18 protein-coding genes and 1 pseudogene are annotated in these 20,423 nt (G+C 70.9%); 9 read left to right on the top strand and 10 right to left on the bottom strand.

Annotation, left to right across the window (positions count from 1 at the left end; all coding sequences use genetic code 11):
* Positions 1-74: 74 nt before the first annotated feature.
* Both QM809_RS18965 and QM809_RS18960 read left to right on the top strand, forming a co-directional pair.
* Positions 75-971, top strand: a complete 897-nt coding sequence (locus tag QM809_RS18965; RefSeq protein WP_415047402.1) for a hypothetical protein — start codon at positions 75-77, stop codon at positions 969-971.
* Positions 972-1,098: 127 nt separating this feature from the next.
* On the top strand, positions 1,099-2,745 hold the full coding sequence (locus QM809_RS18960) for a DUF222 domain-containing protein (protein WP_415047401.1): 1,647 nt from the start codon (positions 1,099-1,101) through the stop codon (positions 2,743-2,745).
* 75 nt (positions 2,746-2,820) lie between these two features.
* Here QM809_RS18960 and QM809_RS18955 read toward each other — a convergent pair whose 3' ends face one another.
* Positions 2,821-4,167 (bottom strand): dipeptidase, encoded by a 1,347-nt coding sequence (locus QM809_RS18955; protein WP_415047400.1) that lies wholly within the window; start codon positions 4,165-4,167, stop codon positions 2,821-2,823.
* A gap of 114 nt (positions 4,168-4,281) precedes the next feature.
* On the opposite strand from QM809_RS18955, the pseudogene QM809_RS18950 reads away from it, so the two are divergent.
* Both QM809_RS18950 and QM809_RS18945 read left to right on the top strand, forming a co-directional pair.
* Positions 4,282-4,714 (top strand): annotated as a pseudogene (locus QM809_RS18950) (hypothetical protein).
* Positions 4,715-4,773: 59 nt separating this feature from the next.
* Positions 4,774-5,598, top strand: a complete 825-nt coding sequence (locus QM809_RS18945) for a lysophospholipase (protein WP_415047399.1) — start codon at positions 4,774-4,776, stop codon at positions 5,596-5,598.
* A gap of 10 nt (positions 5,599-5,608) precedes the next feature.
* Here the strand turns inward: QM809_RS18945 and QM809_RS18940 are convergent, their stop codons facing one another.
* From QM809_RS18940 to QM809_RS18905, 8 genes are all read right to left on the bottom strand, one after another.
* Positions 5,609-7,414 carry an acyl-CoA dehydrogenase gene (locus tag QM809_RS18940; protein ID WP_415047398.1) on the bottom strand — a complete coding sequence of 602 codons (1,806 nt, stop codon included), beginning with the start codon at positions 7,412-7,414 and terminating at the stop codon, positions 5,609-5,611.
* A 41-nt stretch (positions 7,415-7,455) separates the two neighbouring features.
* Positions 7,456-8,313, bottom strand: coding sequence for an SDR family NAD(P)-dependent oxidoreductase (locus QM809_RS18935; protein WP_415047397.1), 858 nt, complete (start codon positions 8,311-8,313; stop codon positions 7,456-7,458).
* Positions 8,310-8,471, bottom strand: coding sequence for a hypothetical protein (locus tag QM809_RS18930; protein WP_415047396.1), 162 nt, complete (start codon positions 8,469-8,471; stop codon positions 8,310-8,312). Before QM809_RS18930 ends, QM809_RS18935 begins: the two co-directional genes overlap by 4 nt.
* Positions 8,472-8,574: 103 nt before the next feature.
* Complete coding sequence (locus QM809_RS18925; RefSeq protein WP_415047395.1) at positions 8,575-10,170, bottom strand: serine/threonine-protein kinase; 1,596 nt, start codon at positions 10,168-10,170, stop codon at positions 8,575-8,577.
* A gap of 28 nt (positions 10,171-10,198) precedes the next feature.
* A complete protein-coding gene (locus QM809_RS18920) occupies positions 10,199-10,792 on the bottom strand; it encodes a TetR/AcrR family transcriptional regulator (RefSeq protein WP_415047394.1) in 594 nt (197 codons plus the stop codon).
* The gene (locus QM809_RS18915) at positions 10,789-13,029 is read right to left on the bottom strand and encodes an MMPL family transporter (RefSeq protein WP_415047393.1); all 2,241 of its coding nucleotides are present in this window, start codon (positions 13,027-13,029) and stop codon (positions 10,789-10,791) included. Before QM809_RS18915 ends, QM809_RS18920 begins: the two co-directional genes overlap by 4 nt.
* A gap of 73 nt (positions 13,030-13,102) precedes the next feature.
* Positions 13,103-13,726, bottom strand: a complete 624-nt coding sequence (locus QM809_RS18910; RefSeq protein WP_415047392.1) for a phosphoribosylanthranilate isomerase — start codon at positions 13,724-13,726, stop codon at positions 13,103-13,105.
* 57 nt (positions 13,727-13,783) lie between these two features.
* A complete protein-coding gene (locus tag QM809_RS18905; RefSeq protein ID WP_415047391.1) occupies positions 13,784-15,169 on the bottom strand; it encodes a YibE/F family protein in 1,386 nt (461 codons plus the stop codon).
* Between the two features lie 36 nt (positions 15,170-15,205).
* Between QM809_RS18905 and QM809_RS18900 the strand changes: the two genes are divergently transcribed.
* From QM809_RS18900 to QM809_RS18885, 4 genes are all read left to right on the top strand, one after another.
* Positions 15,206-16,135: an aminoglycoside phosphotransferase family protein gene (locus QM809_RS18900; RefSeq protein ID WP_415047390.1), complete on the top strand. Its 930-nt coding sequence runs from the start codon at positions 15,206-15,208 to the stop codon at positions 16,133-16,135.
* Positions 16,136-16,219: 84 nt separating this feature from the next.
* Positions 16,220-17,011, top strand: coding sequence for an SIMPL domain-containing protein (locus QM809_RS18895; protein WP_415047389.1), 792 nt, complete (start codon positions 16,220-16,222; stop codon positions 17,009-17,011).
* 73 nt (positions 17,012-17,084) lie between these two features.
* Positions 17,085-18,233 (top strand): lactonase family protein, encoded by a 1,149-nt coding sequence (locus QM809_RS18890; protein ID WP_415047388.1) that lies wholly within the window; start codon positions 17,085-17,087, stop codon positions 18,231-18,233.
* Positions 18,234-18,289: 56 nt separating this feature from the next.
* The gene (locus QM809_RS18885) at positions 18,290-18,877 is read left to right on the top strand and encodes a class I SAM-dependent methyltransferase (protein ID WP_415047387.1); all 588 of its coding nucleotides are present in this window, start codon (positions 18,290-18,292) and stop codon (positions 18,875-18,877) included.
* A 57-nt stretch (positions 18,878-18,934) separates the two neighbouring features.
* Here QM809_RS18885 and QM809_RS18880 read toward each other — a convergent pair whose 3' ends face one another.
* Positions 18,935-19,501, bottom strand: a complete 567-nt coding sequence (locus tag QM809_RS18880; protein WP_415047386.1) for an AAA family ATPase — start codon at positions 19,499-19,501, stop codon at positions 18,935-18,937.
* A gap of 292 nt (positions 19,502-19,793) precedes the next feature.
* On the opposite strand from QM809_RS18880, the gene QM809_RS18875 reads away from it, so the two are divergent.
* A complete protein-coding gene (locus QM809_RS18875) occupies positions 19,794-20,147 on the top strand; it encodes a hypothetical protein (RefSeq protein WP_415047385.1) in 354 nt (117 codons plus the stop codon).
* The last annotated feature ends 276 nt before the right edge of the window (positions 20,148-20,423 follow it).

Below are 20,423 nucleotides of genomic sequence, written 5' to 3'. Positions count from 1 at the left end.
GTGTTACCTGTGTTGCAGGTGTGACTCTAGGGGTGATTGTGGTTTCGGTTCGACGGTGTGTGCTCGTGGTCGGAATGGCTGTCGCGATAGTCGGTTCGACGTTCGCCGCGGGTGGTGCCGCGCAGGCGCTCCCTCGGCTGCACGACGTGGTCCCGGGGCTGCCCAACGGCAGTCTCGGAGTGCCGGTGATGCCTGCGCTGCCGATACCGCCGGCGGTGCCGAAGGCGGAGTTGGACGAGAGCTTCCAGCGGCTGACCGGGTCGATGGCCGCCTCGTTGCCCGGTGCGGTCGGCATCGCGATCACGCCGGTCGGCGGCGACGTGCCGATCTCGTTCGGGAACCTCAAGACCGCCCGCGCGTGGTCGACGATGAAGGTGCCGGTCGCGATCGCCGCGCAGCGGGCCCGTGGTTCGGCCGTCACCGCCCAGGAGATCCGGGCGATCGAAGCATCCGACAACGCGGCCGCGGAGGCTCTCTGGCGTGCCGTCGGGGGCGGCCGGAAATCCGTCGACGGCGTGGAGGCGGTGCTCCGCGAGGCGCACGACGGCCGGACGCGGGTGGCCTCCGACCAGGACCGTCCCCGCAGCTATCCGGGGTACACGCGCTGGGCGCTGACCGACCAGTCGATCTTCGCCGCGCACCTGCCCTGCCTCCCGGACGGGGCCGACGTCCTCGACTACATGGCGCACACCGATAAGAACCAGCGGTGGGGCGTGTCGAACCCGAAGTCTCCGGGCGTCACCGCCGCGGTGAAGGGCGGCTGGGGCCCGGTGTCGAACACCGACGGCAGGCAGGTGGTCCGGCAGCTCGCCGTGGTCACCACGCCGCGCGGCGCCTACGGAGTCAGCATCGCGGCGACGCCGAAGAGCGGCTCGTTCGGTGACGGTGCCGCGATGGTCTCGCGGGTGGGCAGGTGGTGGCTGCGGAACATCGACGAGTTCCCGGCGGGTGTCTGCGGACCGCTGGGCTAGACCCTCTTCCCGCTCCCGAAAGGAACAGTCCGCGAGATCAATATCGAACACTTGTGCCCATGATCGAACGGGGGTAGCGTCATGGTCACCGGGATCACATGTTCGATCATTCGCTGAGGGGGTAGCGATGGGGGAGTTCGATCGGTCGTCGCCGTGGGACGGGATCGACCTGGCCTCGGTCGGGATGACGGTGCCGGACCCGGCCGACGGCGAGCGGGCCGAATGCCGCGGCTGGATGAGGTACGCGGCCTCGGCGTTCCGGGGGCAGGCGTACCTCTACTGGGCGCAGCTGCGCGCGATCGGCGAGTTCGTCGACATCGCCGTCGCGACGCTCTCCGATCTGATCGAGTCGGGGCGGGACGAGCGCGACCTGTTCGATCCGTACACCGTGGCGGTCGCCGAGATCGGCGTGCTGTTCGCGGTGCCGCTCCACGCCGCGCGGACGCTGGTGGGCGCCGCGATCGCGGCGAGCGAGCGGCTCCCGCGCACTGCCGGGATGCTGCGGGAGGGCGCGATCGGTCAGGCGATGTTCGACGCCGTCGTCCACCGCTCGGACATCGTCGACGATCCCGTCGTCCTGGCCCAGATCGACACCGAACTCGCGGCCGCCCTGGCCGAGGCCGGGCACATCTCGGAGAAACGGGCGTCGTCGATCGCCGACCTGGTGGTGGCCCGCCACGACCCGGATGCGGTGCGGCGCCGGCACGAGAAGGCCCAGAAGCGGAAGAACGTGCAATGCCGCGACTACGGCGACGGTCTGGCCGGGGTCGTCGTGACCGCCGACGAGATCGACGCCCGCGTGGCCTTCGCAGAACTCGAGGCGCTGGCGGCGGGCGTCTGCCCGAACGATCCCCGGACCGCCGGTCAACGACGATCCGCGGCCGCGCTGGCCCGCCTGCGGGGTCTGGCGTTCACCTGCGCCTGCGACGACGCCGCCACCTGCGTCGCGACGCTGTCGGACGAGGCCGTCGAGAAGCGGACCGCTCGCGTGGTGGTCCACGCGGTGTGCCGGAAGTCGACCCTCGACGGCGAGAACGACGAACCCGGCTTCCTCGACGGCCACGGCGTGATCGGCGCCGACCGGCTGCGCGAGATCGCCGGACGCACCGACACGACCGTCCGCGACCTCGATCCGGACGCCCCGTCGGCGCTCCGAGAATCCGTCGGGGCCCCGGCGCCCACGGCGGCTGCCCGCCAGCCGTCCGACGGGTACCGGCCGACGGCCACGCTGGAGGCACTGGTGAAGAGCTTGTTCGGCGAATGCGCCATACCGGGTTGCGAGCGCCCCGCGTGGAACTGCGAACTCGATCATGTCGAGGAGTTCGACGCGCTGTGCCCGGCGAGCGGCGGACCGACCTGCCTGTGCAACCTCGGCCCCAAATGCCTCAGGCATCATCAGCTCAAGACGCACCTCGGTGCCACCGTCCCGGACGACGGGTGGGTGGACGACCAGTGGATCGACGCCGACGGCGTGGTCTGGACGTCGGTGACCCTGCGTCACGGCACGACATTCCAGGTCCGGGCCCCGAACCAGTGGCTGTTCTCCGGAACACGGGGACTCCGCTGCCCGCACGAGCACGAGCACGAGCACGAACGGGGACCGACGCACGGTACGGGTTCGGAGCGCGGTCCCGGTCCGGGAAACGGTCGTGCGCCGCGCGGCGGTCGTCGGGCCGCCACCGCCGACAAGCACGCCTGGCGGAAGGCCGAGCGCGCCCGGCGGCGGCGTGAACGCGACCGGGTGCGGAGACGGGACGGCCCGCCGCCGTTCTGAACGGCAGCGTTCTGAACGGCAGCGTTCTGAACGGCGGCCCCGTGCGTCTGCGCGACCCCGTCAGAAGGAGGTCGGTCAGAACGAGGTCAGCAGGATCGCCTCGGCCAGCGCGGTGCGGCGGATCTCGCCCGGGTCCACGCTCTCGTTCGGGGCGTGGATCCGGCACTGCGGCTCCTCCACCCCCAGCAGCGCGATCTCGGCGTGCGGCACGGTCTCGGCCAGCACCGTGCACAGCGGGATGGAACCGCCCTGACCGGAGTGGACCACCTCGGCGTCGTCGTACGCCTCGCGCATCGCCGCCGTGAGCGCGGCGTATCCGGGCCCGTCGGTCTTCGCGGCGAACGGGGCGCCCATCGCGTCGGGGGTCACCTCCAGCTCGCCCCGCCCGCCGATCCGGTTCCGCAGGTGCGTCTCGAGGGCGTCGTACGCCTCCTGCGGTCGTACGCCCGGCGGGATCCGCAGGTTCAGCAGGGCCGTCGCCTCGGGGATGATCGCGGCGGCGCAGGCATCGACCGACGGTGCGTCGATGCCGATCACGGTGACCGCGGGCCGCGCCCAGACCATGTCGGCCGGCGTGCCCGAACCGAGCAGACCGACCCCGGGCAGCACCCCGGCATCGGTGCGGAACCGCTCGGCCGGATAGTCCGCGCCGGCCCACCGCGCGTCGCCGTCGAGGCCGTCGATCGTCGTATCGCCCGCCTCGTCGCGCAGCGTCGCCAGCAGCGCGATCAAGGCGGCCATCGCATCCGGTGCGGCACCGCCGAACTGTCCCGAGTGCACCGCGGTCTCCAGCGTCCGGATCCGCACGCGTACGTTCACCACACCGCGCAGGCCGGTGGTGAGCGTCGGCACCCCCACCGCCACGTTGCCGGTGTCGCCGATCAGGATCAGGTCGGCGTCGAACAGCTCCGGCCGCTCGCGCACCAGGTGGTCGAGGCCCTCCCCGCCGGCCTCCTCGGAGCCCTCGACGATGATCCGCACATGGCACGACGCCGCATCGCCCACCGCCCGCAGCGCCGTCAGATGCGCCACCAGATTGCCCTTGCAGTCGGCGGCGCCGCGCCCGTACCAGCGACCGTCCCGCTCGGTCAGGGCGAACGGCGGGGTGTCCCACAGTGCTTCGTCGCCGGCCGGCTGCACGTCGTGATGGCTGTACAGGGCCACGGTGCGGGCGCCGTCCGGCCCGGGCCGGTGTCCGACGATCGCCCTCGACCCGTCCGACGTCTCGATCACCTCGCAGGCGAAGCCCAGTTCGGTGAACCGGTCGGCCACCCACTGCGCACCGGCGAGGTTCTCCTCGGCGCGGTCGGGGTCGTCGTGCACCGAGGCGAACGCGACCGACTCGGCCAGGTCGGTGCGGGCGCGATCCAGGTGGGCATCGACCAGTTCGGCGAGCGGAGGGGAGACGGGAGGATGGGTCATGCCGTCCAGCTTCACACAACGGTTTCCGGAGGCGATGCCGGCCGCGAGAAAATCGATGCACTCGATGCCACCCAATCGACTCGCCCGGGCTCGGCAACAGTCATAATCAGCACCATGGCGATTAATCCGACCAACGACAGGCCCGGGCGCGAGCGGCAGCGGCTCCGCAAACTGGCCCAGGCCGCGATGAACGCGGACCAGACCGTCGACCAGGTCGAGGGCATCGTCAGCGACCTCGGTCCGGCGCTCGGCGCGCTCACCAACACCATCGGTGAGCTCGACGGCGCCATCGAGAACCTGGAGGCCACCCTCGCGCGGCTCAACCGCTCGCTGGACAACGTCGACACCACCGTCAACCGGATGGGCGGCGTGGTGAGCCGGCTTCGAGCGCATCGTCGATCAGGTGGACGTCCTGGTGACGCTGGCGGAGACCGCGATGAAGCCGCTCGGGATGATCGAGTCGGCGGGCCGCGGGGTGGCCGGGATCCTCGGATTCAGCGGCAAGCCGCACCCCGATCCGCGACGGGCCCTGCCGGGTAAGGACTGAGAGGCGCCGAGTCTCCTACTATCACCGGTGAATCGATCACCGATCTAGGAGACCTCCCCGTGGCTCATTCGGAACGCTCACTGCTCGGCTCGCGCGGCCGGACCATCGTGTACGACGTCTACCGGCCCGACACCGAGGCGATCGGCGTGATCGCGCTGGTCCACGGCCTCGGCGAGCACGCCGGACGCTACGGCCACGTGATCGCGAAGCTCCTCGAGGCGGGGTACGTCGTCGTCGCACCGGATCACGCCGGACACGGTCGGTCGGACGGGACGCCGGCCGACGTGCAGGATTTCGGCGACTTCGTCGCCGACCTCGGCCGGGTGATCGGCGCGGTGGAACGCGCCGGCCTCCCGCTCTACGTGGTGGGGCACAGCATGGGCGGGGCGATCGCGCTCTCGTACACGCTCGATCGCCCCGACGGCATCGCCGGACTGGTGCTGTCCGGGCCCGCGGTGGTCCCGGGGGCGGACCTGTCGCCGGTGATGGTCGCCCTGGCTCCGGTGCTCGGCGGTCTGGTCCCGCGGCTCCCGGCGACGGCGCTGCCCGCGTCGGCGGTCTCCCGCGACCCGGAGGTGGTGGCCGCCTACGAGGCCGATCCGCAGGTGTTCCACGGCAAGATCCCGGCGGGTCTGGGCGGGGCGCTCATCGCCGAGATGACCACCTTCCCGAAGCGGCTGCCGGGTCTGCGCGTGCCGACCCTCGCGCTGCACGGCGGCCGGGACGCGCTCGCCAACCCCGACGGCACCCGGATGATCGGGGAACTCGGCGGAGGCGGCGACGTGACCGTCAAGATCTACCCGGAGCTCTTCCACGAGATCTTCAACGAGCCCGAACAGGACGAGGTGCTCGACGACGTCCTGACCTGGCTGGAAGCGCACTGAACTCCGGCCGTCAGAACCAGGAGGGCTGCGCGTCCAGCGTCGTCCGGTCGTTCGCGGCGACCAGGTCGAGCTGGGCGCGCGTCTTGGGCAGTTCGTAGACGAAGAAGTACCGGGCGGCGGCGCGTTTGCCGTCGAAGAAGTCGCCGGTCCGGTCGCCGACCGCCAGCGACTGCTCCAGCCACATCCACGCGACGACGATGTGGCCCGCCGCCTCGAGGTACGCGGTCGCGTTGGCCAGCGCCACGGCCGGATCGCCCGACGACCACGCGGCCGCGGTCGCCTCGCCGAGCCGCGCCACCGCGGCGTTCAACGACTCGGCGTACTCGGCGGCCGCGCCGCCCGCCTGGCGCCCGCGCGTCACGGCGGCGCCGATCCGCGCGGCGAGCACCCCGAATCCGGCGCCGGAGTCCATGATCACCTTGCGGCCCAGCAGGTCCAGCCCGTGGATGCCGTGCGCGCCCTCGTGGATCGGATTGAGCCGGTTGTCCCGGTAGCACTGCTCGACGTCGAACTCCCGCGTGTAGCCGTACCCGCCGTGCACCTGGATCGCCAGGCTGTTGGCCTCCAGACACCACTGGCTGGGCCAGCTCTTGACGATCGGGGTGAGCACCTCGAGCAGCGTGTGCGCCTCGATGCGATCGGCCTCGTCCGGGGCGGTCGTCTCCTCGTCGACCAGCCGCGACGCGTACAGTCCGAGCGCCAGCGCGCCCTCGACGTACGACTTCTGCGCCAGCAGCATCCGTTTGACGTCGGCGTGCTCGATGATCGGCACGGGGGCGCTCGTGGGATCCTTGGAGTCGACCGGGCGGCCCTGGACGCGGGTCGCGGCGTACTCCACCGACTGCAGGTAGCCGGTGTAGCCGAGCGCGGTGGCCAGGAAGCCCACCCCGATGCGGGCCTCGTTCATCATGTTGAACATGTAGCGCAGACCCTGGTGCTCCTCGCCGACGAGGTAGCCGACGGCGCCGGGGTTGCGACGGGGCCCGTCCGACGAGGACGGCTCCGGCGCGAAGGTGCCGTCGCCGAAGTTGAGCAGGGTGTTGGTGGTGCCGCGGTTGCCCATCTTGTGGTTGAGGCCGACCAGCGCGACGTCGTTCCGGCGGCCGTCCGGGAGGTGCTTGGGCACGATGAACAGCGAGATCCCCTTGACGCCGGGGCCGCCGCCGGGGGTCTTGGCCAGCACCAGGTGCACGATGTTCTCGGTGATCTCGTGGTCGCCCGCGGAGATCCACATCTTGGTGCCGGTGATCGAGTGGGTCCCGTCGTCGTTCGGCACCGCCCGCGTGGTGATGTCGGCGAGCGACGATCCGGCCTGCGGTTCGGACAGGCACATGGTGCCCGAGTAGCGGCCGTCGAGCATGGGCCGCACCCAGGTGTCGATCTGCTCCGGCGAACCGTGCTTCGCGAGCAGGTTCGCGTTGCCGACGGTCAGGAAGGCGTACGACGACGTGCTCGCGTTCGCCGCCTGGAAGTTGATCATCGAGGCGCGCGCGACGGTGTGCGGGAGCTGCATCCCGCCCAGTTCGACGTCGAAGGTGCCCGCGTTGAGGCCCGCTTCGCCGTAGGCGCGGACCGCCTCGGTCACCTCGTCGATCAGCACCACCGCGCCGTCCGGGCCGATCGTCGGCTCGTTCTGATCGGACTTCTTGTTGTGCGGGGCGAACAGTTTGGCGGCCATGTCGTGGCTGAGGTCGAGGACGGCGTCGAAGGTCTCGCGCGAGTGCTCGGCGAATCGCGGTCGTTCGGTGAGCTCGGTCACCTTCAGCCAGTCGTGGAGCAGGAAGTCGAGGTCCGCGCGGGACATGAAATCGGCCATGCCGTCGATTCTGACAGATCGCTCGCTCGGTCGACGAGGGGTCAGATTCCGGCGCGGCGGATCAGGTCGCCGACCAGGCGCGGGGAGTGCCCGGCGAGCGCGCGCAGCGCGGTGGCGTAGCGCGGGTAGATCTCGCGGCGGCCGGTCCGGGCCGCGGTGAGGATCCAGTCGGCGGCCTCGTCGGGGGAGAGCGCGGGGGCGTCGTCGTACGCGGCGGTCGGCGCGATCATCGGCGTCCGCACCAGGGGGAACCCGACGTTGCCGACGCTGACGCCGGTGCCGCGGCATTCGTCGTCGAGGCTCTGGCCGAAGGCGGCGAGCGCGGCCTTGGACGCGTGATACGCGCTGAATCGGGGCATCGATCCGGCGGCGACGCCCCAGGTGACCACGTTGACGATCCGGCCGCTGCCGCGCTCGACCATCGCCGGCAGCAGCGCGGTGGTGAGCCGGACCGCGCCGAAGTAGTTGAGCGCCATGGTGCGTTCGAAGTCGTGGAAGCGGTCGACGGTGTCGAGCACGGTGCGTCGGATCGACCGGCCCGCGTTGTTCACCAAGACGTCCGGGACGCCGAACCGGTCCGTGATCTCGGCGGCGAGGCGTTCGGCGTCGGCGACGTCGGACAGGTCCGCGGTGATCGGCGACGCGGTGCCCCCGGCGGCGGCGATGGACTCGCAGACCTCCGTCAGCGGTCCGAGGTTCCGGGCGACGGCGACGACGTGCGCGCCCCGCTCGGCGAACCTCCGCGCGGCGGCCTCGCCGATGCCGGAGGAGGCTCCGGTGACCACGACGAGGCACCCGTCGAAGGAGTGGTGCTGAAGGCCGAGCGCTCGACCGAGGTCGGAGAGGGCGGGTGCGGGACGGAGGGCGGCGTGCACCAGTGACTGCACGCCGGGGATCACTTGTGCTTCTTGATGATCGACAGTGCTTCGTCCGCCGTCACGTTCTTCGCGACGAGCTTGCCGTTCTTCACCTTCCGGATGGTGAACAGCTTGGACTTCTTGGCGTCGGCGACATGCAGTCCGACGTTCTTGGCCTTTTTGTTGAGTTCTTCCAGCACGCTGGGATCGTAACCTGTGAAAGTTAACAACCTGTGGCGGATGACGACTGTCGGTACAGTCGTGACTTTCGCCCCTGCGGGGAGACCGGTCACCGGCGGGGGATCAGCAGATCTCGACGCCGACCGGGGTCGAGTCGTCGAGCTTGCGCGCGTACGTCTCGCCGCCGATCCGGGCCTTGGTCGAGCAGGTGTCCGACAGCGAGGAGCCCTCGTAGTAGACGGCGTAGATCGGGTTCCCGTCGAGCGACTGCCGCAGCGACGAGCACGACTGGTCGGTCCGCAGGTACGACGCTCCCGGGAACTGCGCCAGCGCGTTCGAGACCTCCTGCGCGTAGGCGCCAGGGGTCGTCGCGTTGTAGACGAAGGCGACGGTCCGCCCGTCGCACGGCGGATCGGAGATGGGGGTGCTCAAACCCAGGTCTCCGGTGGGCCGGGCGCCGCGGTCGCCGGTGGCCGAGGTGGTCTCCAGACCGCGGTCGCCGGTGGTCTGCGTCGCCGTGACCGTCGTCTCCTGCGCCTGGGCGGGAGCCTGCGACGTGGCGGTGACGGTCAGGGTCTGCGGCACCTGGCCGACCGTCGCGTTCGCATCGGTGACGGTGGTGTCGTCGTCGCTGCCGGCGAGCACGAACCAGGTGCCCAGTCCGACCAGGGTGAGGACGGCGATCACCGCGATCGCGGCCAGCAGCACGTTGACCGACCGTGCCGGCTGCTGCGGCGGGGCGGGCGGATACGGGTAGGGGTACGGATACGGCGGGGCCGGCACGGGCTGGGAGGGCACGGGCTGGGACGGCACCCGCTGCGCGGTCGGATCGTAGGTTCCCGGCGGCGCGGTCTTGGTGGCCGTGATCGGGGCCGCCGGGACCGGGACGACGGGCGACGACGGCGGCCGCCCCGCCAGGGTCTGCCGGGCCGCCTCGGCCAGCTCGCCCGCGGTGGCGTGGCGCTCGGCGGGATTCTTCGCGGTGGCGCGGGCGATCACCGCGTCGTACGCGGTGCCGGTGGTGGGCAGTGCGCGGTGCAGGTGACCGGCGATGATCTGCTCCATGCTCGTCGCCCCGAAGGGCTTGGCGCCGGTGAGACATTCGAACAGCACGCAGCCCAGGGCGTAGACGTCGCTCGGCGGACCGACCGGCGCCCCGGTGCCGAACCGCTCGGGAGCCATGTAGTTGAACGAGCCGATCGCAGCGCCGGTGGCGGTGAGCGAACTCTGGCCCGCCGACTGGACCAGGCCGAAGTCGACGAGGTAGGCGAAGCCTCGGGCGTCGAGGAGGATGTTCTCGGGTTTCACGTCGCGGTGCGTGAGCCCCGACTCGTGGGCGGCGTCGAGGGCGCCGGCGATCTGGGAGATCACGTCGACGGCCTGCTCGGGCGGCACCGGTCCGGTGTTGATCAGGCCGCGCAGGTCCTGCCCCCGGACGATCCGCATGTCCAGATAGAGCTGCCCGTCGATCTCGCCGTAGTCGTGGATCGGGATCACGTGGGGATCGCTCAGCTTGGCCGCGGTCTGCGATTCCCGCAGGAAGCGGGTGCGGAACTGCTCGTCGTCCGCGAGAGCGGGCGGCAGCAGTTTCAGTGCGACGGTGCGGTCCTTGACGGTGTCGACCGCCTCGTACACCTCGCCCATGCCGCCTCGCCCGATGCGTCGGACGAGGCGGTACGGGCCGAGGTCGGTGCCGCTGCGATCCCCCGGAGTGGTCATGGTGGACGACGTTACCCCGGGGGACCGGTCAGGACAGGGGGAGTCCCTTCTCCAACAGGTCCAGGGCATCGAGGAACTCGGTGAGCGTGTCCTCGCTCGGCGCGCCGGACCGTTCGGCGATGTGCATCATCACTCCGGAGCCCGCGGCTACGAAGACGCGCAGGGCGAACGAGTCCTCCGGGACGCCGATGTACTCGGCGAAGAAGGCGGTCATCTCCTGGATCGCGCGGTCGGCCTCGATCTGATGCGCCATCCGGAGGGCGGGCTCGGTGAGGATCAGTGCCAGGCGCTGCGGGTCGGTGACCCACGGATCGTCGGCGGCAATCCGGAACATCTCGGTGACCGTCCGGCGGAGCAGGTCGAAGTGATTCAGGCCCGGTGGAACGTGGTCCAGGATCCGCCGGTGCGCGTCGTCGAAGTCGTCGCTGAGGATCACCTGCTCCTTGGATTCGAAGTACCGGAACAGCGTGGTGTGCGAGACCCCGGCCTTCTTGGCGATCTGTGCCACGGTGGTCGCTTGATAGCCCTGTTCGGCGATCAGTTCCAGTGCGGCGGAACGGATCGCCGCCCGGGTGCGCGCCTTGTTCTGCTCGCGCAACCCGGGCTGCGATCCGGCGGTCACTTCGCGGTCGCCCCCTCGAGCTCCACGGGCTCCTCCACCTCGGCGGAGAGGCCGCGGTTGCGGACGGCGCTGCCCTCGACGTCGACGTTCGGGATGATCCGGCTCAGCCACGTCGGCAGGCCCCAGGCCTTGGCGCCGAGCAGCGAGATCACCGCGGGCACGACGATCATGCGGATGATGAAGGCGTCGAACAGCACCGCGACGGCCAGCGCGAAGCCCATCATCACGACCATGGTCTCCGGGGAGAGCATGAAGGCGACGAACACGCTGATCATGATGACCGCAGCCGAGGTCACGACGCGGGCGCCGTGGCGGTAGCCGGCGATGATGGCGTCCTTCGGGCTCATGCCGTGCATGAACTCCTCCCGCATGCGGGTCACCAGGAACACCTGGTAGTCCATCGCCAGACCGAAGACCACGCCGACCAGGAAGATCGGCAGGATCGAGATCATCGGCTTGGGGTGTTCGATCAGGCCCAGCCAGCCGTCGGTGAACACCGCGGTGGTGACGCCGAACGCGGCCAGCAGCGAGAACACGAAGCCGAGCGTGCCGATCAGCGGCACCCAGAGGGACCGGAACACCACGATCATGATCAGGAAGGCCAGACCCACGACCACGGCGATGTAGCCGATCAGGGCGTCGTCGAGCTTGGCCGACAGGTCCGAGAGGGTGGCGGTCTCGCCGCCGACGTGCAGCTGCGCACCCGCGGTCCCGATCTCCGGGGCGATGGCGCGGATCTTCTCGACGAGGTCGTGCGTCGCGGTGGACGCCGGCGAACTCAGCGGGGTCACCGCGATCATCGCGGCCGTGGCGCCGGTCCGCATCAGGGGGGCGCCGGTGCCGTTGCCCATCCACATCAGGGCCTCGGGCTGGGCGACGCCGGGCATCGTCTTGATCTTCTCGACCGCGGCGTCGGCGGCCGGGGCCACCTCCTTGCCGTCGTCGCCCTGCATGACGACGAGCAGCTGACCGTTGACGCCCTCGCCGAAGCCCTGGGCGATGATCTCCTGGGCGGCGATCTGGTCGTCGGAGGTCATGTCCATGCCCAGCTGCATGCCCTTGGCGGGGATCGCCGCGGCGACGAGGATCGCCAGGCCGACGACGATGAACGGGATCGGCCGCTTGACGACGGTCCTGCCGAACTTCACGCCCAGCGACTCGTACTGCTCGTCCGGCTCGGCGTGCTTGATCCACGGGATCCGCGGAGCGAACGCGAAGCGGCCGAAGGCGCCCAGCAGCGCCGGGATCAGGGTGAGCGACGACAGGACGGCGATGACGATGGCGACGGCGGCGCCCAGACCCATCTGGGTGATGATCGGGATGCCGATCACCATCAGGGCGGCGACGGCGACGATCACCATGAGGCCGGCGAAGACCACCGCGGTGCCCGCGGTGCCGACCGCGCGGCCGGCGGCATCGGCGGGGTCGCCGCCGCGGTTCCGCTCGTTGCGGTAGCGGGACACGATGAACAGCGCGTAGTCGATGGAGACGGCGATGCCGAGCATCATGACGATGCCGGTGGCGGCCTGGTTGACCGACATGAAGGCGGAGCCGACCATCAGCAGCAGCATGGTCAGTCCCACGGCGACGATGCCGCTGATCAGCGGGATGAAGGCGGCGACCAGGGCGCCGAAGGCGACGATCATCACCAGGAACGCGACGCCGAAGCCGAGGGCCTCGGCGCTGCTCTGCTCCTGGGCCGTCATACCGGTGCCGGTGGCCTCGACCCGGAGGCCGTCGGTCCGGTTCTCGGCCATGACGTGGAGCAGCTTCTCCTTGTCCTCGACCTTCAGATTCATGACGTCGATGTTCTGGCCGACGGAGATCAGGCCGATCTTGCCGTCCTTGGACAGGACCTTCGCCGCGCTCGCCGGGTCGGCCTTCGCGACGGTCACCGGGTTGACGATCGTGTCGCCCTCGGTCACCCCGGGGAGGCCCCGCAGGTCCGCGGCGAGCTCGTCGATCTGGGCGGCGTGGGCGGCGAGGCCGTCGTCGGCGGCCACCACGATCGTCGTGCGGGCCTTGGTCTGCTGCTCGGCCAGCTGCGGGAAGTTCTCCTGCATCTGTTCCATGGCGATGCCGGCGTCGGTCCCGGGGAGTTGGAAGTCTCGGTCGAACGACGGCTTCAAGCCGACGACCAGGCCGATCAGGATGGCGAACACGGCGACCCAGGCGCCGAGAACCCACCACTTGTGGCGGAAGGAGAACCGGCCGAGCCGGAAGAGAACTGAGGACATGCCACCAAGTGTTACTGACTAACAGTTTTCACCGCAACGACGGATCACGGTGAGTCCACACACATATGTCGAGCTATGCGGCGGCACGCACCTCGGCGAGGAACGCCGCGATCTTCGCGTGGTCCTTGACCCCCGGCGACGACTCGACGCCGCTGGACACGTCGACGCCCCACGGCCGGGCGCGTGCGATCGCCGCGGCGACGTTGTCCGGCCGCAACCCGCCGGCCAGCAGCCAGCGTCCCCGGGGGCCGCGCTCGGCCAGCGCGCTCAGATCCCACTGCTCCCCGGAACCCGGTCGCGGGGCGTCGAGCAGGAGCAGTTCCTCGCCGTAGGCGCCGACGCGCAGGTCGGGGTCGTGCGCGAGGGACGTCGCCCGCCAGACCCGGGGGGCGATCGCGGTGGCGACGGCGAAGTCGTCGGGCGTGTACCGGCCGTGCAACTGGAGGACGTCGGCGCCGATCTCGCGGGCCAGCTGCGCGGCCCGGTCGGCGGGTTTGTCGTTCACGACGAGCACGGTGTCGATGCGGCGTCGTGCCCGGGAGAGATCCCGCGCCGCCGCGACGATCCGCGCGGCCAGCTCGGCGTCGATCGCGCGGGGACTGGTGTCGTTCATCACCACCCCGATGGCATCGGCGCCGCCGGACACGGCCGCTGCGACGTCGTCGACTGCGGTGAGACCGCACACCTTGGCATACATGGGATCCAGGTTAGGTCTCCGCCGGAACGGACCGGCGGCCGGTCAGCCGGCAGTCGGTCAGGCGGGGGTGTCGCGCGGGGTCGAGACTAGACCGGTGGCGATGGCCGTGGTGATCGGCACCGACAGGGCCAGCGCGATGCCGCCGACGAAGGTGCGGGCCAGCTCGATCGCGACCTCCTCCCCGGTGAGCAGCCCGGAGATCGGCTGACCGGCCACCGAGAACAGCAGCAGCAGGGGGAGGGCGCTGCCGGCGTAGGCGAAGACCAGGGTGTAGACGGTGCTGGCGATGTGGTCGCGTCCGACGCGCATCGCGCCGCGGAACGCCGACAGGCGGGACTGACCGGGCAGGGCCGCGAGCTCGAAGGTGGTGGACGCCTGCGTGATGGTGACGTCGTTCAGCACGCCGAGGGTGCCGATCACGAAACCGGCCAGCAGCAGCCCGGACAGCGAGATGGAGCCCTGGTAGACCTGCAGGCTGCGCGTCGACTCGCCGGACAGCCCGGTGAGCGTCAACGACGACACCGCGGCATGGCTCAGCCCCGCGGCCAGCCCCAGGGAGAGCAGGGTGCCCAGCAGCGCGGAGGCGGCGCGCATGTTGAGCCCGTGCGCCAGGAAGATCACCGGGAACAGGATGGCCGCGGACGAGATCACGGCCACCGTGACCGGCGAGTTACCGTCGAGGATCGACGGCAGCGTGAAATAGCCCAGCACCCCGAATGCGAAGGCCAGACCGACCACCGCGCGCAGGCCGCGCCAGGTGGCGACGGCGATCACCGCGATCACGAACGCGAGCGCCCACCACAGCAGACCGGTGCCGCGCCGGTAGTCGTGGAACGAGTAGCGCTGCCGGCCGTCGGGCGCGACGACCTCGGCCAGCCGGATCCGCTGGTCGACCCGCAGGGTCGGCTGGCCGGCGACGGGCTCGTCGGGGTCGAGGTCCGCGGTGGAGCCGGTGCCGCCGGGCCGGTCGTCGTCGGTGAGGCTCGCATTGGTGGGCACCGCCAGCACCGTGTACCGCCCGGCATCGGGCCCGGAGTCGATCCGGGCGATCGAACTGATGCAGGTGCCGCCGGTCGACGGGATCTGCGGGAACTCGGCGCTGAGCGTGCCGTCGCCCGCGGTGGCGCAGTCGGCGCGGGTCTGGGACACCACGGTGGCGTCGACGGTGGTGATCGGGCCGCCGTCGGCGGACTGGAAGCGGGTGGGCAGCGGACGGTCGCCGGAATGGCTCGGCCACACCAGCACCGCGCCTGCCGCCATCGCGATCGCGGTGAGGGCCAGCACCGTCAGCACCAGCGGCCGGGCGTAATGCGCCAGATTCTCCACCGGACCGCTCGCATGCGAGTGGCCGTGCGAGTGCGGGTGCGCGTGTCCGGCGGGTTCCCGGGGCGGCGGCGTGGCGGCGGTGTCCGGCGATTCCGGTTCGGGCAGGCGGTGACTCACCTCGCCGACGCTAGCCCATCGGCCTACGGTGGACGGGTGCGGATTCCCGAAGGACTCCAGGCCCGACGGCGGCTGGGCCCCGACTGGGCGGCGTGGGTCGACGTCCTGCCGCGGCGGTGCGACGACCTCCTCGCCGAATGGCGGTTGACGCCGGTCGGGGAGCCGTTGCACGGATTCGCCTCGGTCGTGGTCCCGGTGCGCGGGGCCGACGGCGCCGCCGCGATGCTCAAGGTCGGGTTCGACGGCGCCGAGGAGACCGCGCAGGAGCACCTGGCGCTGCGGATCTGGGACGGCGACGGCGCGGTCCGCCTGTACCGGGCCGATCCGGCGCGACGCGCACTGCTGCTGGAGCGTCTGGGCGCCGAGGGGCGGAGTGCAGTGGATCTGAGCACCGAGTGGGATCTGCGGGCGTGCGAGCTGGTCGCCGGGTTCTATCCCCGTCTGCACCGGCCCGCGCCGAAGCGGTTCCCCGCGCTGCCGCGGCTGCTCGACGGCTGGCTCACCGCACTGGAGACGGACGCGCACGCGGTCCCGATGCCGCGCCGGATGGTGGATCAGGCGCTGGCGCTGGGGCGCGACCTCGTCGTCGATCCCAATGCGGTCGGGACGATCGTGCACGGCGACCTGCATTACGGCAACGTCCTGGCCGCCGAGCGGGAGCCGTGGCTGGTGATCGATCCGCAGCCGGTGTCCGGCGACCCGCACTACGAGGTGGCGCCGCTGCTGTGGAACCGCTGGGACGAGATGGCCGGCTACCTGCGCGAATCGATCCGGCGGCGGTTCGCCGCCGTCGTCGAGACGGCCGGGTTCGACGACGAGCGCGCGCGGGACTGGGTGATCGTGCGGATGGTCCTGAACGCGCACTGGGCCGTCGAGGACGCCCGGCGCGCCGGGCGGCGGCTCGACGCGGACGAACACGACTGGATCACCAGGTGCATCAGCGTCGTGAAGGCCGTCCAGGACTGACCGGGCGAATCGCTGTGCCCGGGGTGCCGGGGGAAGGATGATCGAGGTGTGACGTTCCGTTCCCGACACCGAGTGAGGACTCCCATGGGCACTGGCAGGATCCGGAATCCGATCGGTCGGTGGCCGATGATCGTCGTACTGGCGGCGGTCGCGATGCTGGCGGCGGCCTGCGGCAGCGACGGGGCGGGCGACCCCGACACCCGGGTGGTGACGGTCGCCGGCACCGGAGACGTGCAGGGCGCACCGGACACCCTGCGCGCCGACCTCGGCGTGGAGGCCGAGGGGAGCGACGTGTCGTCGGCGATCGGCGCGGTGAACGCCGCGGCCAGACGGGTGAGCAATGCGTTGCGGGCCGCAGGCGTGGACGGTGCGGACATCCAGACGCAGGAGATGTCGATCTCGCCGCGCTACACCGGTCCACGCGAGGGCGAAGTGAGCCGGGTGGGCGGCTACCAGGCCGTCAACACCGTCCGAGTGGTCGTGCGGGACCTGCCGAAGGCCTCGTCGGTGCTCGACGCCGCGATCGAGGCGGGCGGCGACCAGACCAGGCTGGGCGGCATCTCGTTCGCGATCGAGGACGATTCGACACTCGTCTCCGACGCGCGGAAGCGGGCGTTCGACGATGCGCGGGCGCGCGCCGAACAGTACGCCTCGCTGTCCGGCGACGAACTCGGCGACGTCGTCAGCATCGAGGAGAACGTGTCCGGGCAGCAGACCCCGTTCCGGAAGGAGCAGCTCGAATGCGGCCGCGCCGACGGCGATCGAACCCGGACAGCAGACCGTGCGAGTGAGCGTGTCGATCAAGTGGCGGCTCAAGGGTTGATCGGCGGATTCCTCGTCATCCGGACGGGCCTCGCGCGATGTCCGAAAAATTGAACGATTCGGGGTGCCCGCCGCCGAGTACGTTCCGGACATGAATTTACGTCGAACCTTATTTCGAGTCCTCATGATGGCCGCAGCCCTGGTCACCGGTGCCGTGTCGGAGGCGGCCACCGGTGGTCGGGTCTCGGCGGCACCGGACACCGTGACCGATTTCGTCTATGTGAGCGGGGCCGGCTCCAGCCACATCGAGGGCTTCGCCGTCACCGAGTCGGGCAGGCTGCGGCCGATCCCGGGCGCTGAGGTCGCCACCTCGTTCGGTGCGGCCACCCTGCGCCCGTCGGTGGTCAAACGGACCCTGTACGCGCTCGGCGCCGTGCCGAACCCCGCCGTGTTCGTCTACCGGATCGGCGACGACGGCGGACTCACCCGGATCGCCACCGTGAAACTGCCGGCCGCCCGCACCGGCGGCGCGCCCGCGCCGATCGGCGTCTCGGTGTCGCCGACCGGGTCGTCGATGGCCGTCGTCTACGGTCCGCACCCGCAGGGCGGCGGCCTGATCCAGGGCTTCTCGCTCGACGATCGCGGCATCCCGACCGCCCGCGGAGCGGCCCGGCCGGTCAGTTCGCTGCCGATCCCGACCGCCGCGCCGCTGCCGCAGAGCGTGTTCTCGCCCGACGGTGAGAACGTCTACGTCTCCCAGTACATGTCCGGCGGCATCGGACGGTTCGACGTCCGGCGCGACGGCTCCCTCTCGCCCGCGCGCGAGGTCGAGTCCGGTCCGCTGGCCGCGGTGAACCCGACGTTCACCCCGAACGGGAAGTTCCTGTACACCGCCGCCGAAGGCCGGCCGGGGATCGGCGCCTACCGGGTGAGCGGGTCGGGCAGGCTGACGCAGCTGGCCGGATCGCCGTTCGCGCCGCAGGGCCTGGTGCCGCACGGCATCTCGATCGCGCCGAACGGGAAGTTCCTGTACGCCCCGGACGCGCTGGGCAACAGCACCTGGGGCTACCGCATCGGCGCCGACGGCCGGCTGGCTCCGCTGCCCGGCGCGCCCTACCCCGGTCGCCCGAGCCCGGTGATGTCCGGCCAGAACTGGGTGACCGGCGACGGTTCGCGCCTGGTGACCGTCGACATCCTCGGCACCCAGGACGCGCCGCACTCCACGTTGCGGTCGTACCGGATCCGCAAGGACGGCAGTCTGGTCCGGGTGCCGGGCGGCGTGTCGTCGTCGTTGATCGGTTCGATCGGTTCGACGATCGTGCCGGCGCAGAACTGAGTCCGCCGTTCGACCGGGCTCTTGTGTCGACCGTCGACGGGCGGGACGATGCCTCCATGAGCGTGATGTCCAGGGTCGAGGGCGTGTTCTGTCGGTCGGCGCCGTGGGGCGTGTTCGCGGACCGGGTGATCCTGCCGCTCGTCGACGACGACCCGCCCTGGGCCGGGACGGTGCTCGAGATCGGCGGCGGCGCCGGCGCGATGGCCGACCGGTTGCTCCGTGAACACGACGGCATCGACAGGCTGATCCTCGCCGACGTCGACCCGGCCATGATCGCCGCTGCGGAGAAACGCCTGGCACACCACGGCGAGCGCGCGGAGGCGGTGCTCACCGACGGTGGACTCCCCGTTCCCGACGAATCGGTCGACATCGTCTGCGCCTGGCTCATGCTCCACCACGTGATCGACTGGAAACCGCTGGTGGAGAGGGCGTTCCGGGTGCTGCGGCCGGGTGGACGGCTGCTCGGATACGACCTCTCCGCCGGAGTCCTGGGCGAGGTGCTGCACGGTGTGAGCGGCTCGGAGCATCTGCTGATCGACCCGGCGGAACTACGGCGGGAACTGGCGCACGTCGGGTTCGAGGCGGTCGAGGTGCGCCCGCGGCTGCTCGGGCAGCTGATGACCTTCCGTGCGGTGCGACCCTGACCCGCATCGTCATCGTCGTGCCGGATGCGGAGCGTCGTCCTCCGGGGCCGGGCCGGGTCATCCGGGGTGGACGGGCGACCACTCCGGCCAGGACGAGCCGGGCAGTTCGGTGCCCGCGACGAGGCGGGCGATCGCCTCCGGGTGCGGCCCGTCGTTCCGGTAGACGACGGCGCGGTCGGCGCGGGTGACCGCCCGCGAGCTCAACGGCCAGATCTCGGGGCAGTACCGACGGATCTCGCTCTCGGGGACGGTCAGTCCGCCGGCGGCGGCGCGGGCGCGCACCCGGTCGACGGCGACGTCGACGGGCACCATCACCGCGTGCACCACCACCTCGAAGCCCGCCGCGCGAGCGGTCTCGATCTCGTCGATCTCGGAGTCCTTGGCCAGCAGCAGCTCACCGATGAACTCGCGGCCGACGTCGATGTGTGCGCTGCGGGTCAGGTCGGCGATCTGCTTGGCCTCGTACGACCGGTGGGGAGCGTCGTCGCCCCACTTGCGGCGGGCGATGCGGTCGGGATCGATCACCGGCACACCCGGCCGCTCGGGTCGCAGCACGGTGTCGATGAGCGTCGACTTGCCCGCACCGTGGCATCCGATGACGAGGTCGATCCTGCGTTCGGTCATGACCCCGAGAGTAGAGATCGGCGCCCCGCCGCGTCAGCGGACCGGAGGACCGGGCCGTTGCGGTGTGTGAACCGAGTCGAAAATGCATGTGAACCGCTGTGTTCTCCGCTGCTGTGCCGCACCGCTCTCTGAGCCGGGTGTGAACCGTCGTGTTCCCACCGTGGTGCGCCGCACCGCTCCCTGAACCGGGGAGGAACGCAGTGACGATCCGAGTCGAAGGGCCGCGCGGAGAACGATCACCCGAGCCCCGTCCCGTCCGATCGGCGGGAGCCGCTCATCTAGGATTCCGGCTGTGATCGCCGAGCTCGAGAGCCCGTTCGCCCTCGCCTCGATCCGGTGGCGGAGCGCGGCCGAGGGAGGCAGGCGCAGCGGCCCGCCGACGGCGACCGTCTACGCCGCCAACTGCCTGTTCGCGGACGACCCCGAAGTTGCTGGCGATGCGTACTTCAGCGTTCTGGTTCAGAAACGGTCGTCGGACGCGGAGGGCGTCTGGTCGGCGGCCGTCGACTTCCTCGCGCGCGACATCGCCCGGCCGCACGTGCGGGTGGGAGTCTCGTTCTTCGTCATGGAGGGCCCGAGAGCGGTGGCGGATGCGGAGATCACGGACCTGTTCGACGGGGCCGGGTCCGCTGCGGGGCCGGGTTAGGAACTCTGTTGCGCGGACTGTGGATTGCAGCGTCGTCGGACGGCCTGCACGCTGGTCACGTCCCGGGTCGATGTCGGCCATTGCGAAATAGCAGGCCACGAGGGAATATTTCCCTCGTACGCCGTCATTTCGCAACGGCCGACACGAATGCGCCGTGACCCGCTGTCATGCGGTGCCCCCGGTCGGGCTCGAACCGACACTTGGCGGATTTTAAGTGCGTGCGTCGGACTGCCGTCCGAGGGGAACTACCTGCGGTGATGTGATCGTCGTTGAACT

The sequence above is a fragment of the Gordonia sp. (in: high G+C Gram-positive bacteria) genome (genome assembly GCF_047600385.1).
GTDB lineage: Bacteria > Actinomycetota > Actinomycetes > Mycobacteriales > Mycobacteriaceae > Gordonia.
The sequence above is the reverse complement of the archived record's forward strand: the minus strand, read 5'-3'. Positions and strand labels throughout refer to the sequence as shown.

Excerpts from the sequence above, each read along its gene's own strand:
- QM809_RS18925 (WP_415047395.1), bottom strand. The coding sequence starts at position 10,170 with ATGACCACTCCGGGGGATCGCAGCGGCACCGACCTCGGCCCGTACCGC.
- QM809_RS18965 (WP_415047402.1), top strand. The coding sequence starts at position 75 with ATGGCTGTCGCGATAGTCGGTTCGACGTTCGCCGCGGGTGGTGCCGCG.
- QM809_RS18915 (WP_415047393.1), bottom strand. The coding sequence starts at position 13,029 with ATGTCCTCAGTTCTCTTCCGGCTCGGCCGGTTCTCCTTCCGCCACAAG.
- QM809_RS18895 (WP_415047389.1), top strand. The coding sequence starts at position 16,220 with ATGGGCACTGGCAGGATCCGGAATCCGATCGGTCGGTGGCCGATGATC.
- QM809_RS18940 (WP_415047398.1), bottom strand. The coding sequence starts at position 7,414 with ATGGCCGATTTCATGTCCCGCGCGGACCTCGACTTCCTGCTCCACGAC.
- QM809_RS18960 (WP_415047401.1), top strand. The coding sequence starts at position 1,099 with ATGGGGGAGTTCGATCGGTCGTCGCCGTGGGACGGGATCGACCTGGCC.
- QM809_RS18910 (WP_415047392.1), bottom strand. The coding sequence starts at position 13,726 with ATGTATGCCAAGGTGTGCGGTCTCACCGCAGTCGACGACGTCGCAGCG.
- QM809_RS18955 (WP_415047400.1), bottom strand. The coding sequence starts at position 4,167 with ATGACCCATCCTCCCGTCTCCCCTCCGCTCGCCGAACTGGTCGATGCC.
- QM809_RS18885 (WP_415047387.1), top strand. The coding sequence starts at position 18,290 with ATGAGCGTGATGTCCAGGGTCGAGGGCGTGTTCTGTCGGTCGGCGCCG.
- QM809_RS18890 (WP_415047388.1), top strand. The coding sequence starts at position 17,085 with ATGGCCGCAGCCCTGGTCACCGGTGCCGTGTCGGAGGCGGCCACCGGT.
- QM809_RS18880 (WP_415047386.1), bottom strand. The coding sequence starts at position 19,501 with ATGACCGAACGCAGGATCGACCTCGTCATCGGATGCCACGGTGCGGGC.